This is a genomic window from Patescibacteria group bacterium, from assembly GCA_028711655.1.
GTDB lineage: Bacteria > Patescibacteriota > Patescibacteriia > Patescibacteriales > JAQTRU01 > JAQTRU01.
In genome coordinates this window covers 1-16,544 of sequence record JAQTRU010000023.1, presented here as the reverse complement: position 1 = coordinate 16,544, position 16,544 = coordinate 1, and the positions used below count along the sequence as shown (strand labels likewise).

Here is a 16,544-nt window from a genome sequence, read left to right as displayed (position 1 = left end):
GCCGTTCATCAATACCGGCTTAAAAATCAAAATGTAGCCATACTCCTGCAATTTTCGGTACATATTCTGGTTTTCCGGAATATAGCCAAGAAATAAATAAGCTTTATTCACGCGATATTTATCTTTTAAATAAATTCTAAATTTTTTAAAATCCAATTTCCAGCCGAGACTTTTGATTCCTAAATTCAAATTCTGGCTGTCAATAAAAGCGTAGTTGTTTATTTCTTTACGCATATTTTATAATAACTACTTTTCATTTCCCTTCAACAACCTTTCTCTCCTCCTCGCTTAACCCGTATAACTCATAAACTTTCTCGTCAATTTCCTTATCCGTTTTTTCAATTTCTGTCTTCTTCTCCTCATATTCCTTTTCGTCCATGATAGGATGCAATTTTAGTAATGCTTTATTTGATTTAGTAATCTTTTCTACTAACGCAATTATTTCTTTCTGCTTATTTTTGTCACTGGTTAAACAAATAGGAATATGCGATAAGGGGCCTTTATCAATCTGCAATAAATCTCCTAATTGTTTCCCCTCATTTTTTAACCAAAAGTAAACTAAATTAGAATTTAAAATTCCGGTTAAATATTTCAAATCTATTCGGTCGGTTTTAATAAAATTTAGTGCCCTAGAACCGTAATACTCTTCTTCCGTAAAATAAAAACTTGGCTTTAATACTCTCACGCCACAAATTATTTTAGGACCGTTTTGAAAAAATTTTTCATCTCTTTCTCGGTGTAAATAAAAATAAGGTTTATCCGGAGTGCCATATTTTATTTTTGCTTCCCTTAACTTTTCCTTTGACGGCTCAAAGTGTTTTTGAATATTCGGATAATTTTTCAGACTTTTTCCTTTAAAATTCTTGCTCGAAATATAAAAAATATTATTTTTAGATAATCCTCCTTTAAATTTTTCTGAGGATGTATAATATTTTTTTATATAACTCTTTTCGTTATCAGCAAAATTATTGAAACTTTTAATTAAAAAATATTTATCAGGAGCGGCCACAATACCTTGTCCTACTTCTTTATCTGTTAATTCAAAATTTTTGCGGCTCTTAATTTTCTGTAAGACACTGCTCTTTTCAGAATTTACAAAAGTAATATTATTGCCTACTAATTTTTGAAAATTAATAGTCGTTTCAAAATTTGCTATTTTAGATATATCCTCTAGCTTGTTAGATTTTAGAAAACTAATTAATTCTTCTTCTGTAATATTTTTATCTTCCACTTTCGAATATTTTACTTTGTAAGATTTCCTGGGCTTACATTTTCTAAATACAAAAATCATTGTTTGAATGCCAGCATCTGGAAAAACTTTGTAGTCACCGAAATCAATAAAATTTATAATTTCACCTTCCTGTAAAATTTTATCCCTAAAAATGCTAGACCCCGCATTTGTAAGCCAATTATTTGGCGCGATAAAACTAAAACATCCGCCATCTTGAAGCAAATCAATCGCGACACAGGCAAACAGCGTCCAAATATCCATTTTCCCTTGATAATAAGGGCTGTCGTGTAATCCATCAAAAGCAGATTTATCAATATACTCTTTTATGTAAGGGGGATTTCCAATAATTACTGAAAAGCCTTCTTGTTTGAACACGTCCTTAAATTCATCTTTCCAATTAAAAGGTTTTTTATCCTTCCAGTTTTTGCCAAAATACTTTTCTAATTCTTTTGAAGAGCCAGAGATTAAAGAATTTCCGCATTCAATATTATGAGAAAGGTTGGGTAGTAATTCTTGATGCTCAAGCGCTTTAAGCAATAAATTCAATTGGGCAATTTCAACCGCCTCCTCATCTAAATCAACTCCGTAGATATTAGAAGTTAAAATGCTTACTTTTCTGGCATAGTTAGTTATCTTGTGGGCATTTTCTTGATTGTTTTCTCTTCTGATGTGATTATCTAGAACCTCAAAGGCTTTAATTAAAAAAGAGCCTGAGCCGCAAGCGGGATCAAGTATTTTTATTTTACTTGCTTCATGCCCTGATTTTCCTTTTAATAATTCGCCTAAAGTATTTTTCACGATATATTCAACAATATAACGGGGCGTGTAATAAATTCCCTGCGATTTTCTTTTGCCTGATTTCTTTTCAGTTTCTTCTTGCTGGATTTGGCCCAAATATTGTTCATAGATACTGCCCAAAACATCGGCGTTTATTGAAGCAAAATCATAACGGATGCCTCTAGTATTCTTATACGATTCGTTTATTATTTGGGCCAGCAGATTATCTTCATATTCTAAAGTGTCGCAAATATGTTTCTTAAATAATTTGCTATCATAGTGGTCCCAGTAGTATCCAAAAAGTTTTTTAAGTTCTCCTTGTAAATAGTCTTTTTGAGATTTATTTTCTGCCCAATTCCTTGCTAATTCCCGCAATTTTTCCCCCTCGATTTTTCTGTCTTCTGTCGTTCTAATAAAAACCAATCTATTAAGAATTTTCTGTACGCTATCTGCAAATTGTTTATTACTAAGTAATTTGTCGGAATTCCATCCTTGAAGATCCTCAAATAAAAGATTGCGCCACTTGACTAAATCACTAGCCAATTGTTTGTCAACGGGGTCGCGCTTTGGTTTTTTAAAATTTTCCTCTGCATATTTATCAAGCTCTCCTTTTTCCATTGACTCTTTAGAGAGCCACCATAAACGTTTATCAGTCAAGTAGTCTGAATACGGAATCTCAAAAATTAAACTTCTCTCACTTTCCGGTTCATCCCATTCTGCGTTAAATACCTTTATAGATTCAAAGTCCGTTAAAATCGCCCAAGGCACACTTTTGTGCCAAGAATACATTATCACCTGTTCGGCCCACCTTTTTTCCCTTAAATCAACATCAAACTTTTTAGCTTCAACAAAAAATTTAATTATATCATTTACATAAAAAGCGTAATCTACCCTTTTGCCTGATACCTGGTTTTCGGAAGTAACTTCATTACCAAAATTATTATATACGTCCCAACCGAGAGACTGAAAAAGAGGTAAAATAAAATCCTTACAAGTCATTGACTCATTATATTTCTTTCTTTGGGCTGCGGTTAAATCATTATACTTTTTTACCAATCTCTCTATTTGTTTTAAACCTTCTTCTTTTTTCATATTTATTTCCCAATAATAACCACAAACTCCCCCTTCTGGTCGTCTTGGCTCATCTTTATTTTTTCCGCGATATCTTCCGTGCTCCCACGATAAACCGTCTCGTGCATCTTGGAAAGCTCTCGACAAACGACTACGGAAGTTAAATTAATAGGTTTTTTAGATTTTGAATTTTTAAATTTATCCTTAATTCGTAATTCGTAATTCGTAATTCCGGAATCATCCTCTTCGTCCGCATCTTTTTTCCCCGTCATCTCCTTTAATTCCTCCAGAAATTTAATAATCCGATGCTTTGACTCATAAACCACCACCGGATAATTGGATTCAATGATTTTTTTCAAAAACGTCTGCCTCCCCTTTTTGTGCGGCGGAAAGCCCATGAAGATAAACTTGTCCGTCGGAATGCCGGAAATTGACAAAGCCGCGGTGATGGCCGAGGGACCGGGTATGGACTCAATTTTCATATCCTCGCCGAATTTTTCCGAAACGGCCTGCACCAATTTACCGCCCGGGTCGGAAATCCCCGGCGTGCCCGCGTCAGCCACCAAGGCCAAATCCTTCCCCTGCCCTAATAAATCCAGAATATAGTCGGTCTTGGAAAGATCCGAGTGCTGGTGGTAAGAAATAGTCGGCGTTTTTATTTTATAATGCTCCAATAATTTTTTCGTCACCCGCGTATCTTCGCATAATACAAAATCCACTTCGCCTAAAATGCGAAGCGCTCTTAAACTAATATCTTCAAGATTACCAATGGGCGTACCCACGATATATAACATAGAATACAAATTACAAATCAATACAAATTTACAAAATTATAATTACAAATTCACAAATCTTGCCACAAATCGCACAAATAATTTTCATATTTGTAAATTTGTATTGATTTGTAATTATTCCATGTCTTCCATCCTCTCTTTAACATACTTGGTCCATTCTTCGGTAATCTCCACAAAAATTTTGAAAGGCGCCTCAATTATGAAATCCAGGATGAATATAAAAATATTTACTTGGGAAAATTTTTCCGTGAGCCATTTGCCAGCGGCGATAATCGGAGTGTAAAAAAAGTTGGCCAAAAAAGTAAAAATATTGTCTTTTTGCTCAACCACAATAAGTTCCCGCACTCCTTTTCTGATGCGAATGCTGAAAAAACTCACTAAAGCCAAAAAGAATAAAAAAATTATAATGCTCACCCAGGTGAAATTGATCTCGCCCAGCGCCCAGATTATTAAACCAAAGGACAGAAAAAAGGTGATGAAATAAATCAAACCGAAAAAAGCGTTAGCCAGCCTCCCTCTCTTTGCCGGCTTGCGCAAAACAAAAGGCTCTTTCCTTTCCTTCTCCACGAAGATTATTTCTTCTATTTTTTCAATTATCTTGGCCGTGTTGCTTTCGGAAGGAACGCGCGTAAACAAAACGATTAGAAACAGGAGGAAAGCCGGAAAAAAAATATTTATGGCCAAGGAAATCGAATTAACCTCTTCGCCAAACCATTGTATGGCCGGCACTTCTATTAAAATAACAAAAATGGATTTGGTCAGAAAAATATAAATAATGCTTCTCCCCGCGGCCCGCCAAAGCTTTGATTTTATACTTCCGTATTCTTTGGCGCAGGCTTTTCTTATCAGGCGCGGAAAAGCTTTTATATCGTTTTTTATTTCATCATAAACCGCCACCGGATCTTTCTCTATGACTTCCGTCAAGATGGAAAAATAAACCGCATGCTGCCTGACAATTTTATCCAATTGTTTGCCCAAGGGGTGGTTCAGCTCCCTAGCGATAGCTTTGCGCAAAGCCCCGATATTTTGGGCTATTTTGGCGATCTCCTCGTCTTTTGATTTTCCGGTCCAACCGGCGTTAAAATACTTGAAAAGAATAAATTCAAGCATTTCCTGGTCAAATTTGAAAAAATTGCGGTGGATGCTTAAATAAATCTGGATATCTTTGTCTTTCTCATAGGGCAGGTCCGGAGGCAATTTCACTTTTTTTGTTAAAGTTTCATAGATGTCGTTCGCGACCGCCTGCTTTATCTTGTCCCGGCCCAAACTTTCTTCAATTTCACTGGCCGCCAAAGATAAAATCCAGTTAGTTAAATTATTCACTCCGCTAAAATCATCTTTGGCCAGCCCGAGCTTGCTGTTTCTGAAATTCCCGGAAGAACCGATTCTCGCCAAGCTGTAATTTCTTAGTTTTAAATATTTTTCAATTATTTCTCCGACTTCTTCCGCCTTTGCCTCCGGTATCTTATTGTTGGGAAGATAGCCGGCCCGGATCAATTCCCGCAGGAGTTCCTTGGCGATTTTTTCGCTGGTAGAAATTTTTATCGCCCCTTCAATAACCACCTGTCTCTTAATGATTCTTTCTATCGCGTTCTTCCGAAGAGAGCTTTCCTCTTTGTAATCAACCGAATTCCGAATTTTTTCATAATAAAAAGACATCTTGGAAATTACTTCCGAAACTTTTATCTTCGGCTCGTCTTCGTCTTCTTTTTCCGGTTTTTTCCTCTCGCCATAAATTATCTGGAACAGCCGCCTTATGTTTTCGCTCAAAGTAAGGGTGTCTTCTTGTTTCCTTGTTAAATAAGGGCTAACCATACGGGTAAAATTTTAAATTTTAAATTACCTTGTCCTTATTCTACTATATTTTTAAATAAAAATCAAATAAAAAACCGCCTGCCAAAATCGGCAAAAGCGGCTTTAAAAAACATGGCATCAGGCTGCCGGAATGGAATCGGTTATGGTCGGCCGAAACCTAACGGTCTTCACTCCTCCTATGAGATTGCCCTTTTCGTCAACGCAGACAGCTTCGCAGAAACCGTCTTCGGCCGGATTGATTTTAATCCGGAAAGCGGTGTTTCTGCCGAGCTTCCTCAAGGTCGCGGCAAACTCCAGTTTGATTTGCGTGGTCATTGGATGAGCCATGACTCCCTCCTTTGTTAAAGTTAGACGATTTGCGAAAGAACAAAAACCATTTAATTCTGATGCCTTAATTCGTAGTAATATTCGCATGTGCCCCATTCGTAGTGGGGCTTTTTGCGATAGCAAAAAATAACAACAAAAAAGCTTCTTACTCCAAAGGTTTAGAATAAGAAGCTTTTTTGCTTTTATTGCTCGATATACGAGCCATATCTTCCCCTCTTAGGGTAGAATTTACCACCCGGCTTTATCCGGGTTGGTGGGCGGTCATCAGGTCTAGTCCCTCGCGCCTCTCTTGATATTTTTGATTTTTTAAGATGCTAAAAACAAATTAACAAACGACAATTAATCTGTCAAGCTCATCTTTTATCTTGTTGAAAATCCCCCTATAATCTCCTGTTCTATTTTCTCGCTCCATCTGTCCAGCCAGTCAACCGGCGGCTCATCCCAAAATTTTATGCTATAAACTTTTTTTTCTCCTCCGGAAAACCAGCCTTTCTTTTCCCCCAGCTTTTGGAAAATTCCTTCTCCTCCGATTCTCTCCCAGTCGTCTTTATCAAAAATTCTTACCACCGCCGGCTTGGCATAGCTCGGCACTTCCTGCGGATAGCCGGTATCATTCGTCGGCACAAAAAATTCAAGGTCAATATAATCGGGGGTTTCCTTCCTCTGGGTCTGGTAATACAAAAATTCCGGCGGCAAAACAAGGTTAAATCCCAAATCTTTATTCCGGTAATAAAATTTTCCGTCTTGGGCCGGTTGATCCATAATCGGCTCTTTTCCGCAGCCTGCCAGAAATAAAACGAAAAATAACGAAATAATCAATTCTACTTTGCCCATATCCTTATCCCCAAAAATTATAAATTTGTATATTCGCAATTAATTCGTAATTCGCAGGATTATTTTAAAATTTTAAGATAATCTTCAATATCTTTTTTGAATGCCCAGATTTTATAGGCGCCATAAAAAAACACATAGGCCAAGACCAAAACCAAAACGCCTATTACCAGGCGGAGCATAAAATCAGTCCAGACGATTAAAATCCCAAGCAAAACCAAAACTACTCCGTTAACAATCAAAGTCCAAATGAATCCGTTTGTTTTTTTTTCTATTACTTTTAAAGGATTTCCCATAATTTTATTATTAGTTATTTAAGACTGATTAAATTATAGCATATTAACCGGATATACAAAAGCCCTGCGGTTATTTTCATCGATTAAATAATATGCAGGGCTGTTTTTATTCTTCTTATCGATTCTTCGATAAAACTCTTTATTGCTTCTGCCATTTTTTTAAACAAAAAAAATACCAAGGCAAGAAGTAAAATAGACCCAAGGGCGCAAGCAATCATCAGCATCAGAAAAAAACAAATTATTATCGCCGACAAAAATCCCAGCGCTCCTCCTATTGGTAAAGATAAACACCAGCAACTGGGGAAAAAAAACGTTCCCGTGATTGCTCCGACGATAATAAAAAAAACAAAGAACAAAACTCCGGTTATGTCTATTCTGTCATTCATGCGCTCCTCCTTTTCCTTATTTTCTTTTATAGCAAAAATATGAATTTGTCAACCCCGTTAAAAATAACCAATAACCAATAATTTTGGTTATTAAAATTTAGTTATTGATTATTATTTGGAATTTGATTATTGATTATTGGTTATTTAAAAAAAATTTTCATGCCCTTGACACATTTTCAACTATCCTGTATTATTATAGACAGACACAAACAACTGCCGGGAAGGGCGGTTTTTAATTACTTCAATTTAAACAAAATTTTATGGCTAACAGGTTGGTAAATTATATAAAAGCTTCAATTGAAGAAATGAAAAAAGTCACCTGGCCGACCAAAAAAGAAACCTACAATTACACTTTGCTCGTTATCGGGCTAAGCCTTGCCGTGGCGATTTTTTTGGGCGCCCTGGACTATATTTTTAACTTATTATTAGGGTTAGTTATAAAATAATTTTCGAACAGTTTTCAACGATTAAATTCTCAATATTATAATTGAAAATTGAAAATTGAAAATTGAAAATTGAACCCATGGCTAAACAAATTTTAAACCAAGGCCGGCGCTGGTATGTCTTGCACACCTATTCCGGCTATGAAGAAAATGTTTCTCAGAATCTAAAGCAAAGGATTGAATCCATGGACATGGAAGACAAAATTTTTAATATCTTAATCCCGACCGAGAAAAAAATAAAGATTAAAAACGGAAAACGCAAGGTGGTGGAAGAAAAAATATTTCCCGGCTATGTCCTGGTGGAAATGATCGTGACTGACGAGTCCTGGTATGTTGTCCGCAATACGCCGAATGTCACCGGTTTTATCGGCACCGGTACGGTTCCGACTCCAATCAGCGAAAAAGAAGTAAAAAGTCTGCAGAAAAGAATGGGCGTGGAAGAGCCTAAATTTAAAATTGACGTTTCTGTCGGCTCGCCGGTGAAGATTACCGACGGCCCGTTCAAAAATCTTGAGGGAAAAGTTACCCAAATTGACGAAGCCAAAGGAAAAATAAAAGTTTCCGTTTCAATGTTCGGCCGGGAAACTCCGGTAGAACTGGATTTCCTGCAAATTAAGAAAATATAAATAATACAAATTACAAATTTAATCACAAATATCACAAATCTTTGGCTTTTTAAAAGTATGCTTCTCAAATATTTGTGAATTTGTGAGATATTTGTGTATTAGTAATTGTATGGCAAAAAAAATATTAACGAAAATAAAATTGCAAATTCCGGCCGGCCAGGCCAACCCGGCTCCGCCGGTCGGTCCGGCTTTGGGCCAGCATGGCCTGAATATTCAGGAATTCTGCACAAAATTTAACGAAGCGTCAAAAGATAAAATGGGAGATATTGTCCCGGTGGAAATTACGGTTTATGAAGACCGCAGTTTTAATTTTTTAATGAAAACCTCGCCGGCGGCCGAATTAATAAAAAAATACGCTAAAATTAAAAAGGGTTCCGGCAAGCCCCTTACGGAAAAAGTCGCTACCTTAACCCAAAAACAGCTGGAAGAAATCGCCGCTACAAAACTGCCGGATTTAAATACCAATGACATTGCCCAGGCGAAAAAAATTATTGCCGGCACCGCCAGGCAGATGGGGGTGGAAATCAAATAATGGGATCTTTAGGATGTTTAGGATACTTAGGATATTTGGGATTATTAGAATAATAATCTGTCATCCCAAGAGCCGCAAAAATCTCAAGAATCATAATAATCTTAATTAATAATAATATTGTGGGAGAAACGGTTTAGTCAAAAGTTATAAAGTCTAAAGTCATAGAGACGCGGTTCTATCCGGACTTTTGACTTTATAGACTTTTAACTTTCAACTCCGTTCGTTCGCACCACGAAAAATATGACTAAAAAGCAACCCGCCTCCGCCAAGGCTACGGCAAGGCAAGGAAAGCAATCACCGCCAAGGCGGGACAGGGAAAACAACCCGCAATCTGCTCCTGTTGGTACGGTCGAGTTTGACAAAAGCAAATCTTATTCAGCCAAAGAAGCGGTTGAATTAACTAAAAAACTCTCAAAAACCAAATTTGACGCTTCAATTGAAGCCCATTTCCGCCTAGGCATTGATACGAAAAAAGGCGATCAACAAATAAGGGCGACTGTTAGCCTGCCGCACGGAACCGGCAAAACCATAAAAGTAGCCGCTTTTGTTTCTCCGGACAAAGTGAGGGAAGTCAAGGAGGCCGGCGCTGATCTGGTTGGCGGAGAAGAGCTGATCGCTGAAATCAAAAAAACCGAAAAAACCGATTTCCAGGTCGCCGTGTCCGAACCGGCCATTATGAAAAACCTGGCCCAGATTGCCAAAATTTTAGGCACCCGCGGGCTTATGCCTTCGCCCAAGAATGAAACCGTTACTCCGAACCCGGCCAAAGCCGTAGCGGAATTAAAGAAAGGAAAAGTAAGTTTCCGGAGCGACGATACGGGCAATGTCCATGCTGTTATCGGCAAAATAAGCTTCTCGGAAGAACAACTATCAGAAAATTATAAATCTTTTTTGGAAGCGGTAAAAAAAGCCAAACCAACCAGCTCCAAAGGTGTTTACATAAAAAATATTTCTCTAAGTTCCTCCATGGGGCCGGGCGTAAAAGTGGAAATTTCCTAATTAAATACTACCTTAAATATACAAAAAATCCAGGAATTATTCCTGGATTTTTTGCGTTTTGCGTTGCGCGTTTTGCGTTGCGCGACTTCCATTTGCCCTCTTTTTTTTAATCTGCTAAAATAGAAATACTTCAACCGCGGATGCCGAGGATTGCGGCGCCCGAATTTAATAATTTATAAATTTATTAGCAACTAAACGTTATGAAAAAAGACAAAAGGCAGGATTATTTTTCCTGGGATGAAACCTTTATGCAAATTTGTAAAGTTATCGCCCAACGCTCCAAAGACCCAAACACCCAAAACGGCGCCTGTATTGTTAACCAAGACAATATTATTATTGGTTTGGGCTATAATGGCTTTCCGCGCGGTTGTTCCGATGATGACCTGCCTTGGGCGAGAGAAGGAAATTTCTGCGACAAAAAATACGCTTATGTCGTCCACGCCGAAGCCAACGCCATGTTTAACACCAATTCTGACACCCGAGGTTCTAAATTATATTGTTCTCTGTTCCCCTGCAACGAATGCGCCAAAATTACAATCCAGCTCGGCATAAAAGAAATAATTTACGAAAGCGACAAATACCACGATGACGAACAATGGCAAGCTGCCAGAAAAATTCTTGACCTGGCCGGAGTAAAATATAGACAATATTTGCCAAAATATAAAATGGAGTTTAAAAAAGAAGAATAAATATATGAAACAATATTTGGATCTATTGCAAGATATCCTGGACAACGGCGCTGACAAAAGCGACCGGACCGGAACCGGCACCCGAAGCCTTTTTGGCCGGCAAATCCGCATGGATTTAGCCAAAGGTTTCCCCTTACTTACCACCAAAAAAGTTTTTTTGCGGGGCATAATTCATGAATTACTCTGGTTTTTGAAGGGCGATACCAATATTAAATATTTAGTTGATAACGACGTCAAAATCTGGAACGAATGGCCTTACGAAGGCTATAAAGCCAGCCCGGAATATAAAAATGAAACTCTGGAAGAATTCGTGGAAAAAATTAAAACCGATAATGCCTTCGCGGCTAAATGGGGCGAGCTCGGGCCGGTCTACGGCAAGCAATGGGTCCGCTGGCCCGGTTATGACGGCAAACCAATAAATCAGATTGCTGAAGTGGTTGAGATGATAAAAAATAATCCTGATTCCCGCCGGATCATAGTCGGAGCCTGGAACGTGGCTGATATCCAAGAACTGATAAAAGCGAAAAAAGCCGCTCCTCCGCTCTGCCACACTCTTTTCCAGTTTTATGTGGTTAATAATAAATTATCCTGCCAGCTTTACCAAAGAAGCGCCGACGTCTTCCTGGGCGTGCCCTTCAATATCGCTTCTTACGCCCTGCTTACGATGATGATCGCCCAGGTTGCCGGCCGGGAGCTCGGAGACTTTGTCCATACCTTCGGCGATGTCCATATTTACAATAACCATAGGGAGCAGGTTAACTTGCAGCTTAGCCGAGAACCGCGGCCTTTGCCAAATATGAAAATAAACCCGGAAGTAAAAGATATTTTCTCGTTTAAATATGAAGATTTCACTTTAGAAGGCTACGACCCCCATCCTCCGATCAAAGCTCCGATAGCCGTATAGCTTAAAAATAAAATAATAAAATAATATAAAAATTTAAAAAACTTAGATAATTCTGCATTTCCATTTTATTTTATTATTTTTTTATTTTATTATTTAATTTTTAAAGTATGATTCCCGTAACCATGATGATGGCTATAACCCTAGACGGTAAAATCGCCAAAAATTCCGAGCATTTCCCGGACTGGACAAGCAAAGAAGACAAAAAATTATTTGCCAAGATTTCCAAAGAACATGGCGTGGTTATGATGGGCGCCAAAACTTTTGCTACTTTTCCCTCTCCCCTGCCCGGCCGGCTTAACGTGGTTTTTACTCTGGAAAAAAATCCGCCGAAGATAGAGGGCGTTAAATGGGTAACAGGAGAACCGGAACCGGTTTTGGAAGAACTGGAAAAAATGGGCTATAAATCGGCTCTCTTGGGCGGAGGCGCTTTTCTTAATTCCCTATTCTTAGAAAAAAAATTAATTTCCGAAATTATTTTAACTATCGAACCAAAAATATTCGGGGACGGCCTTTCTTTATTTAATAAAGATTTCAATGCCAACCTGAAGCTTGAAGAAATGGAAAAGATAAATGATAATGCCATCATGGTAAAATATAAAATAATTTATTAATTATGCCTAATAATCACCGCCTTGGCGGGACAAGTAAAATCATCATCGGCTTAGTCGGACAAATCGCCTGCGGCAAGGGAACGGTCGCCGAATATTTAACAAAAAAATATGGAGCGGTCAGTTATCGCTTTTCCACTCCTTTGCGGGACGTTTTAGACAGGCTGCATCTTGAAATTACCAGGGAAAACATGCAAAATATTTCCAAAGCCCTGCGGCAAGAATTCGGCGATGATCTGCTGGCCAAGGTAATTGCCGGCGATGTAAAAGATGAAACTAACAATTTGATGGTCATTGACGGAATCAGGCGCTTGTCTGACATTAGATATCTGAAAAATCTGCCGGAATTTAAATTGGTTAAAGTGGAAACCGATTCAAAAATAAGATATGAACGCTTGACGGCGCGGACAGAAAATACAGACGATACGAAAAAAACTTATGAGCAATTCTTAGCGGATGAAAAGCAGGAAACCGAATTAACTATCCCCGAAGTTATGAACCAAGCCCAGCTCACTTTAACTAATAATTCTACTTTAGAAGATTTACAGCAACAAGTCGATAATTTAATAACATCAGAACTCGAACGCTAAAATTAATCGGTCAGAAATAAGTAAAAGGGTTAATGCGGGTCGCCAGGCTGTAATTTCCACGAATCTACAAATTTGCTCCAAATTTACAAATACCAGCAAAACAATAATTATAGAATTTGTAAATTTGCTTGCCTACCGGCAGGCAGGTAATGAATTTGTAATTCGTAATATTATGAATATAATAATCATGGGACCGCAAGGTTCAGGCAAGGGCACGCAGGCCGAAATTCTTGCCCAAAAACTCGGTATTCCCCACATTTCCACCGGTGAAATTTTCAGGGAAAATATAAAAAATCAGACCGAATTGGGAAAAAAAATTGACTCAATTGTTAAATCCGGCGCTCTGGTGCCTGATGAAATCACCAATGAAATCACAAAACAGCGCCTAGAACAAGAAGACTGCGCCAACGGCTTTGTTTTGGACGGCTTTCCCCGCAACTTGCCCCAAGCCGAATTTTTGGATAAAGTGAAAGATATAGACCTGGTCCTGGAAATTTGGATAAGCGACGAAGAAGCCATAAAAAGAATAGGCCAAAGAAGAACCTGCCTTAAATGCCAAAAAGTTTATCATCTTACTTACAACCCGCCGAAAAATGACGAAATCTGCGACGAATGCGGGGAAAAATTAGTGATAAGGGAAGATGACAAGCCGGCCACGATTAAAAAAAGGCTGAATTTATATCATAAAGAAACCAGGCCATTGCTTGATTATTATAAAGATAAGGGAATTTATAAAAAAATTGACGGCATGCCGCCGATACCGGAGGTGACCAAACAAATAGCAGAAGTCCTGGAAAAATAACAAATTACAAACAAGTCGCGAACACAAAAACACAAAAGCACGAAAACACTAAAAAGTCATCTGTGTTTTTGTGTTTTAAAGCCGAAGGCTGTGTGTTTTTGTCAGTTTAAATTTAACAGAAAGGGGGTGCAAGGAGCACTCTTTTATTATCTACAATTAATATGAACAAAGATAATCATGGAAAATTTATTGTCATTGACGGCACAGACGGCTCCGGCAAAGCGACGCAAACGCAGATGCTTGTCGACCGGCTGAAAAAATCGGGCTACCCGGTAGCTATGGTTGACTTTCCCCAATACGGAGAAAAATCCGCCGGTCTGGTTGAAAAATATTTAAACGGAAAATACGGCGAGGCCGATGAGGTCGGGCCTTACCGCGCTTCTGTTTTTTACGCCTGCGACCGTTATGATGCCAGCTTCAAAATAAAAAAATGGCTGGAACAAGGGAAAATCGTAATTGCCAACCGCTATGTGACCGCTAATATGGGCCACCAGGGCGGAAAAATCGCCAATCCCTTGGAAAGGAAAAATTATTTTTCCTGGCTTTACGAACTTGAATACGAAATTTTTAATATCCCCAAGCCGGATTTAAATATCATCCTTCATGTAGACGCTGGCTTAGCCCAAAAATTGGTTGACCAAAAAGGCCATCGTGATTATATCAACGGCAAAAAAAGAGACTTGCACGAAGCTGATATCAACCATTTGCGCCGGGCCGAACAGGTTTATTTGGAAATTGCCAGAACTTTCCCTGATTTTACCTTGATTGAATGCACTAGAAACGGCGAAATTATGACCCGCGAGGAAATTCATAATTTAATCTGGCAAGAAGCGGGCCAATCAATCAATTTCCGCGATAAAAACCGAATCCCCTTTTTAAACACTTTGGAATATGAAAAAAGTTTGGATAAGCCGATTTTAAAAATTGAAAGAGTAAAACCCGGGGCAAAACTCCCGCAAAGAGCCCATCTCGGCGACGCCGGCCTTGATCTATTTTCCGCTGATTATTATTCAATTTTACCCGGAGAAAGCATGATTGTCAGCACCGGCATCAAAATGGCTATTCCCGAGGGCTACGCCGGCCTAATCTGGGACAAAAGCGGGGTGGCCAAGTCCGGCATCCACACCACGGCCGGTGTTATAGATTCCGGTTACCGCGGTGAAATCTTGGTTAACATGATAAATTTAAGCGGCGATATTTATCATATCGCCCCGAGGCAAAAAATCGCCCAAATTCTAATCCAGCCCGCGCCCGATTTAGAAATAAAAGAAAATATCATAGATGATGAAACCAGCCGCAATGATAATGGCTTTGGCAGTTCCGGATTATTTTAAATCAAAAAATTAATCGCTTTGTTATATAATTTATCCAAAATAAAAAACAAAAGGACAACAAAATGCAAGACGAAAGGATGGAGATAGAAATAGAAATTAATTGTCCGAGCTGCTCTTCTTCTATTTTCTTTAACAACCTCGAAATTGATTTTATCGGCCTTGATTTTACGGATGGGGAAAATATAATTTTTAACATCTCAAGGCATATCTCTCTCCCCTGCTTGGCCTGCGGAAAAGAATGGTTCCTTCCTTATGTCGAATTTCTCGCTCTTTGCGCAAAAATTGAAATCTGCCCTAACTAAAAACCGCTTTGCCATAAAGCGGTTTTTTCTTCCCCTTCCCCATCTTAAAAGTTTGCTTTTTTTGCCATTTGGCGATAAGATAAACATAGAAATTCAAATTTTAAATCGCTAATATATGGAGTATAACGTAATTATTGGCCTGGAAATCCATGCCGAACTGAAAACCAAGTCAAAAATGTTCTGTTCCTGCGATAATGACTCTCTCGGCAAAAAGCCGAATACCACGGTTTGCCCGATTTGTTTGGGTCATCCCGGCACCCTGCCTGTCCCTAACAAGCAGGCCATAGAATGGGCGGTTTTGGCCGGGCTGGCTTTGAATTGCCGAATAAGGGAGCTCTCCAAATTTGACCGGAAAAATTATTTTTACCCTGACCTGCCCAAAGGCTACCAAATTTCCCAATACGACCTGCCTTTCTGCTATGACGGGCATCTTGAAGTTGACGGCCGAGAAATAAAAATAACCCGCCTACACCTTGAAGAAGACACGGGAAAATCTACGCATCCAACCGGCAAAAACCATACTTTGCTTGATTTTAACCGGGCCGGCACGCCTTTGATTGAAATGGTAACCGAGCCGGTTATTAAAGATGCGGCCGAGGCGAAAAAATTTTGCCAAACTTTTCAGCAAATTTTGCGTTATCTGAATATCAGTAACGCCGATATGGAAAAAGGCGAGATGCGCTGCGAGGCCAACATCAGCGTGCAGGAAAAAGGCAAATGGAAATACGAGGGTAATTGCGAAATAAAACCGATTGGTAAATACAAATTGAACCCAAAAGTGGAATTAAAAAACATAAACTCTTTCCGCGCCATTGCCAAAGCCATTGACCATGAAGCAAAAAGGCAAATCAAAGCGATTGAGGAGGGAGAAAAATTGGCGCAGGAAACTAGGGGCTGGGACGAAAATAAAGGCCAGACAGTGAGGCAAAGAATAAAAGAAACTTCCGCGGATTACCGCTATTTTCCCGAACCGGATATCCCGCCGCTGACCATATAAAAAGAGGAGATTGAAAAAATGCGTCCGAATGTGGGCGAGTTGCCGGCGCAAAAACGCGATCGTTTGATTTCGCAATACGGACTTGAGCCGGCGCTGGCCGAGATGTTTGTCGTCAGCCGGGTCATGGGGGATTATTTCGAGAATGCGATGAGCGAATCGGAAGAATGGGCCAATGTTGAGGAAGGCGACG

20 protein-coding genes and 1 riboswitch are annotated in these 16,544 nt (G+C 39.0%); of the genes, 12 read left to right on the top strand and 8 right to left on the bottom strand.

The annotated features are described in order from the left end of the window. The 8 genes from PHQ42_03475 to PHQ42_03440 form a co-directional block, all read right to left on the bottom strand. Nucleotides 1-234, bottom strand: a 234-nt coding sequence (locus tag PHQ42_03475) for a hypothetical protein (GenBank protein MDD5071770.1), incomplete at its 3' end; no start/stop codon positions are given. 19 nt (nt 235-253) lie between these two features. Continuing rightward, nucleotides 254-3,100, bottom strand: coding sequence for an N-6 DNA methylase (locus tag PHQ42_03470; protein ID MDD5071769.1), 2,847 nt, complete (start codon nt 3,098-3,100; stop codon nt 254-256). 2 nt (nt 3,101-3,102) lie between these two features. Beyond that, nucleotides 3,103-3,873, bottom strand: a complete 771-nt coding sequence (rsmI, locus tag PHQ42_03465) for a 16S rRNA (cytidine(1402)-2'-O)-methyltransferase (GenBank protein ID MDD5071768.1) — start codon at nt 3,871-3,873, stop codon at nt 3,103-3,105. Between the two features lie 114 nt (nt 3,874-3,987). Beyond that, nucleotides 3,988-5,688 (bottom strand): hypothetical protein, encoded by a 1,701-nt coding sequence (locus PHQ42_03460; protein MDD5071767.1) that lies wholly within the window; start codon nt 5,686-5,688, stop codon nt 3,988-3,990. Nucleotides 5,689-5,805: 117 nt separating this feature from the next. Further along, nucleotides 5,806-6,015, bottom strand: a complete 210-nt coding sequence (locus PHQ42_03455) for a hypothetical protein (protein MDD5071766.1) — start codon at nt 6,013-6,015, stop codon at nt 5,806-5,808. A gap of 200 nt (nt 6,016-6,215) precedes the next feature. Continuing rightward, nucleotides 6,216-6,314, bottom strand: a riboswitch (SAM riboswitch). A 61-nt stretch (nt 6,315-6,375) separates the two neighbouring features. Beyond that, nucleotides 6,376-6,849, bottom strand: coding sequence for a hypothetical protein (locus PHQ42_03450; GenBank protein ID MDD5071765.1), 474 nt, complete (start codon nt 6,847-6,849; stop codon nt 6,376-6,378). Nucleotides 6,850-6,908: 59 nt separating this feature from the next. Continuing rightward, nucleotides 6,909-7,142, bottom strand: a complete 234-nt coding sequence (locus PHQ42_03445; GenBank protein ID MDD5071764.1) for a hypothetical protein — start codon at nt 7,140-7,142, stop codon at nt 6,909-6,911. An 83-nt stretch (nt 7,143-7,225) separates the two neighbouring features. Continuing rightward, complete coding sequence (locus PHQ42_03440; GenBank protein ID MDD5071763.1) at nt 7,226-7,528, bottom strand: hypothetical protein; 303 nt, start codon at nt 7,526-7,528, stop codon at nt 7,226-7,228. 260 nt (nt 7,529-7,788) lie between these two features. On the opposite strand from PHQ42_03440, the gene secE reads away from it, so the two are divergent. From secE to gatB, 12 genes are all read left to right on the top strand, one after another. Continuing rightward, nucleotides 7,789-7,974, top strand: a complete 186-nt coding sequence (gene secE / locus PHQ42_03435; protein MDD5071762.1) for a preprotein translocase subunit SecE — start codon at nt 7,789-7,791, stop codon at nt 7,972-7,974. Between the two features lie 77 nt (nt 7,975-8,051). After that, complete coding sequence (nusG, locus tag PHQ42_03430) at nt 8,052-8,597, top strand: transcription termination/antitermination protein NusG (protein ID MDD5071761.1); 546 nt, start codon at nt 8,052-8,054, stop codon at nt 8,595-8,597. 109 nt (nt 8,598-8,706) lie between these two features. Beyond that, nucleotides 8,707-9,129, top strand: coding sequence for a 50S ribosomal protein L11 (gene rplK, locus PHQ42_03425; protein MDD5071760.1), 423 nt, complete (start codon nt 8,707-8,709; stop codon nt 9,127-9,129). 240 nt (nt 9,130-9,369) lie between these two features. Further along, entirely contained in the window at nt 9,370-10,128 is a 759-nt protein-coding gene (gene rplA / locus PHQ42_03420; GenBank protein ID MDD5071759.1) for a 50S ribosomal protein L1, read from the top strand. A 200-nt stretch (nt 10,129-10,328) separates the two neighbouring features. Next, nucleotides 10,329-10,817, top strand: coding sequence for a dCMP deaminase family protein (locus PHQ42_03415; protein MDD5071758.1), 489 nt, complete (start codon nt 10,329-10,331; stop codon nt 10,815-10,817). A gap of 4 nt (nt 10,818-10,821) precedes the next feature. Then, the gene (thyA, locus tag PHQ42_03410; GenBank protein MDD5071757.1) at nt 10,822-11,721 is read left to right on the top strand and encodes a thymidylate synthase; all 900 of its coding nucleotides are present in this window, start codon (nt 10,822-10,824) and stop codon (nt 11,719-11,721) included. A 107-nt stretch (nt 11,722-11,828) separates the two neighbouring features. After that, a complete protein-coding gene (locus tag PHQ42_03405) occupies nt 11,829-12,332 on the top strand; it encodes a dihydrofolate reductase family protein (protein ID MDD5071756.1) in 504 nt (167 codons plus the stop codon). A gap of 2 nt (nt 12,333-12,334) precedes the next feature. After that, nucleotides 12,335-12,919, top strand: a complete 585-nt coding sequence (locus PHQ42_03400; GenBank protein MDD5071755.1) for an AAA family ATPase — start codon at nt 12,335-12,337, stop codon at nt 12,917-12,919. 172 nt (nt 12,920-13,091) lie between these two features. Beyond that, complete coding sequence (locus PHQ42_03395) at nt 13,092-13,721, top strand: adenylate kinase (GenBank protein MDD5071754.1); 630 nt, start codon at nt 13,092-13,094, stop codon at nt 13,719-13,721. Between the two features lie 161 nt (nt 13,722-13,882). Then, a complete protein-coding gene (gene dut / locus PHQ42_03390) occupies nt 13,883-15,055 on the top strand; it encodes a dUTP diphosphatase (GenBank protein MDD5071753.1) in 1,173 nt (390 codons plus the stop codon). 62 nt (nt 15,056-15,117) lie between these two features. After that, a complete protein-coding gene (locus PHQ42_03385; GenBank protein ID MDD5071752.1) occupies nt 15,118-15,357 on the top strand; it encodes a hypothetical protein in 240 nt (79 codons plus the stop codon). A gap of 115 nt (nt 15,358-15,472) precedes the next feature. Further along, nucleotides 15,473-16,354 (top strand): Asp-tRNA(Asn)/Glu-tRNA(Gln) amidotransferase subunit GatB, encoded by an 882-nt coding sequence (gene gatB, locus PHQ42_03380; GenBank protein MDD5071751.1) that lies wholly within the window; start codon nt 15,473-15,475, stop codon nt 16,352-16,354. The last annotated feature ends 190 nt before the right edge of the window (nt 16,355-16,544 follow it).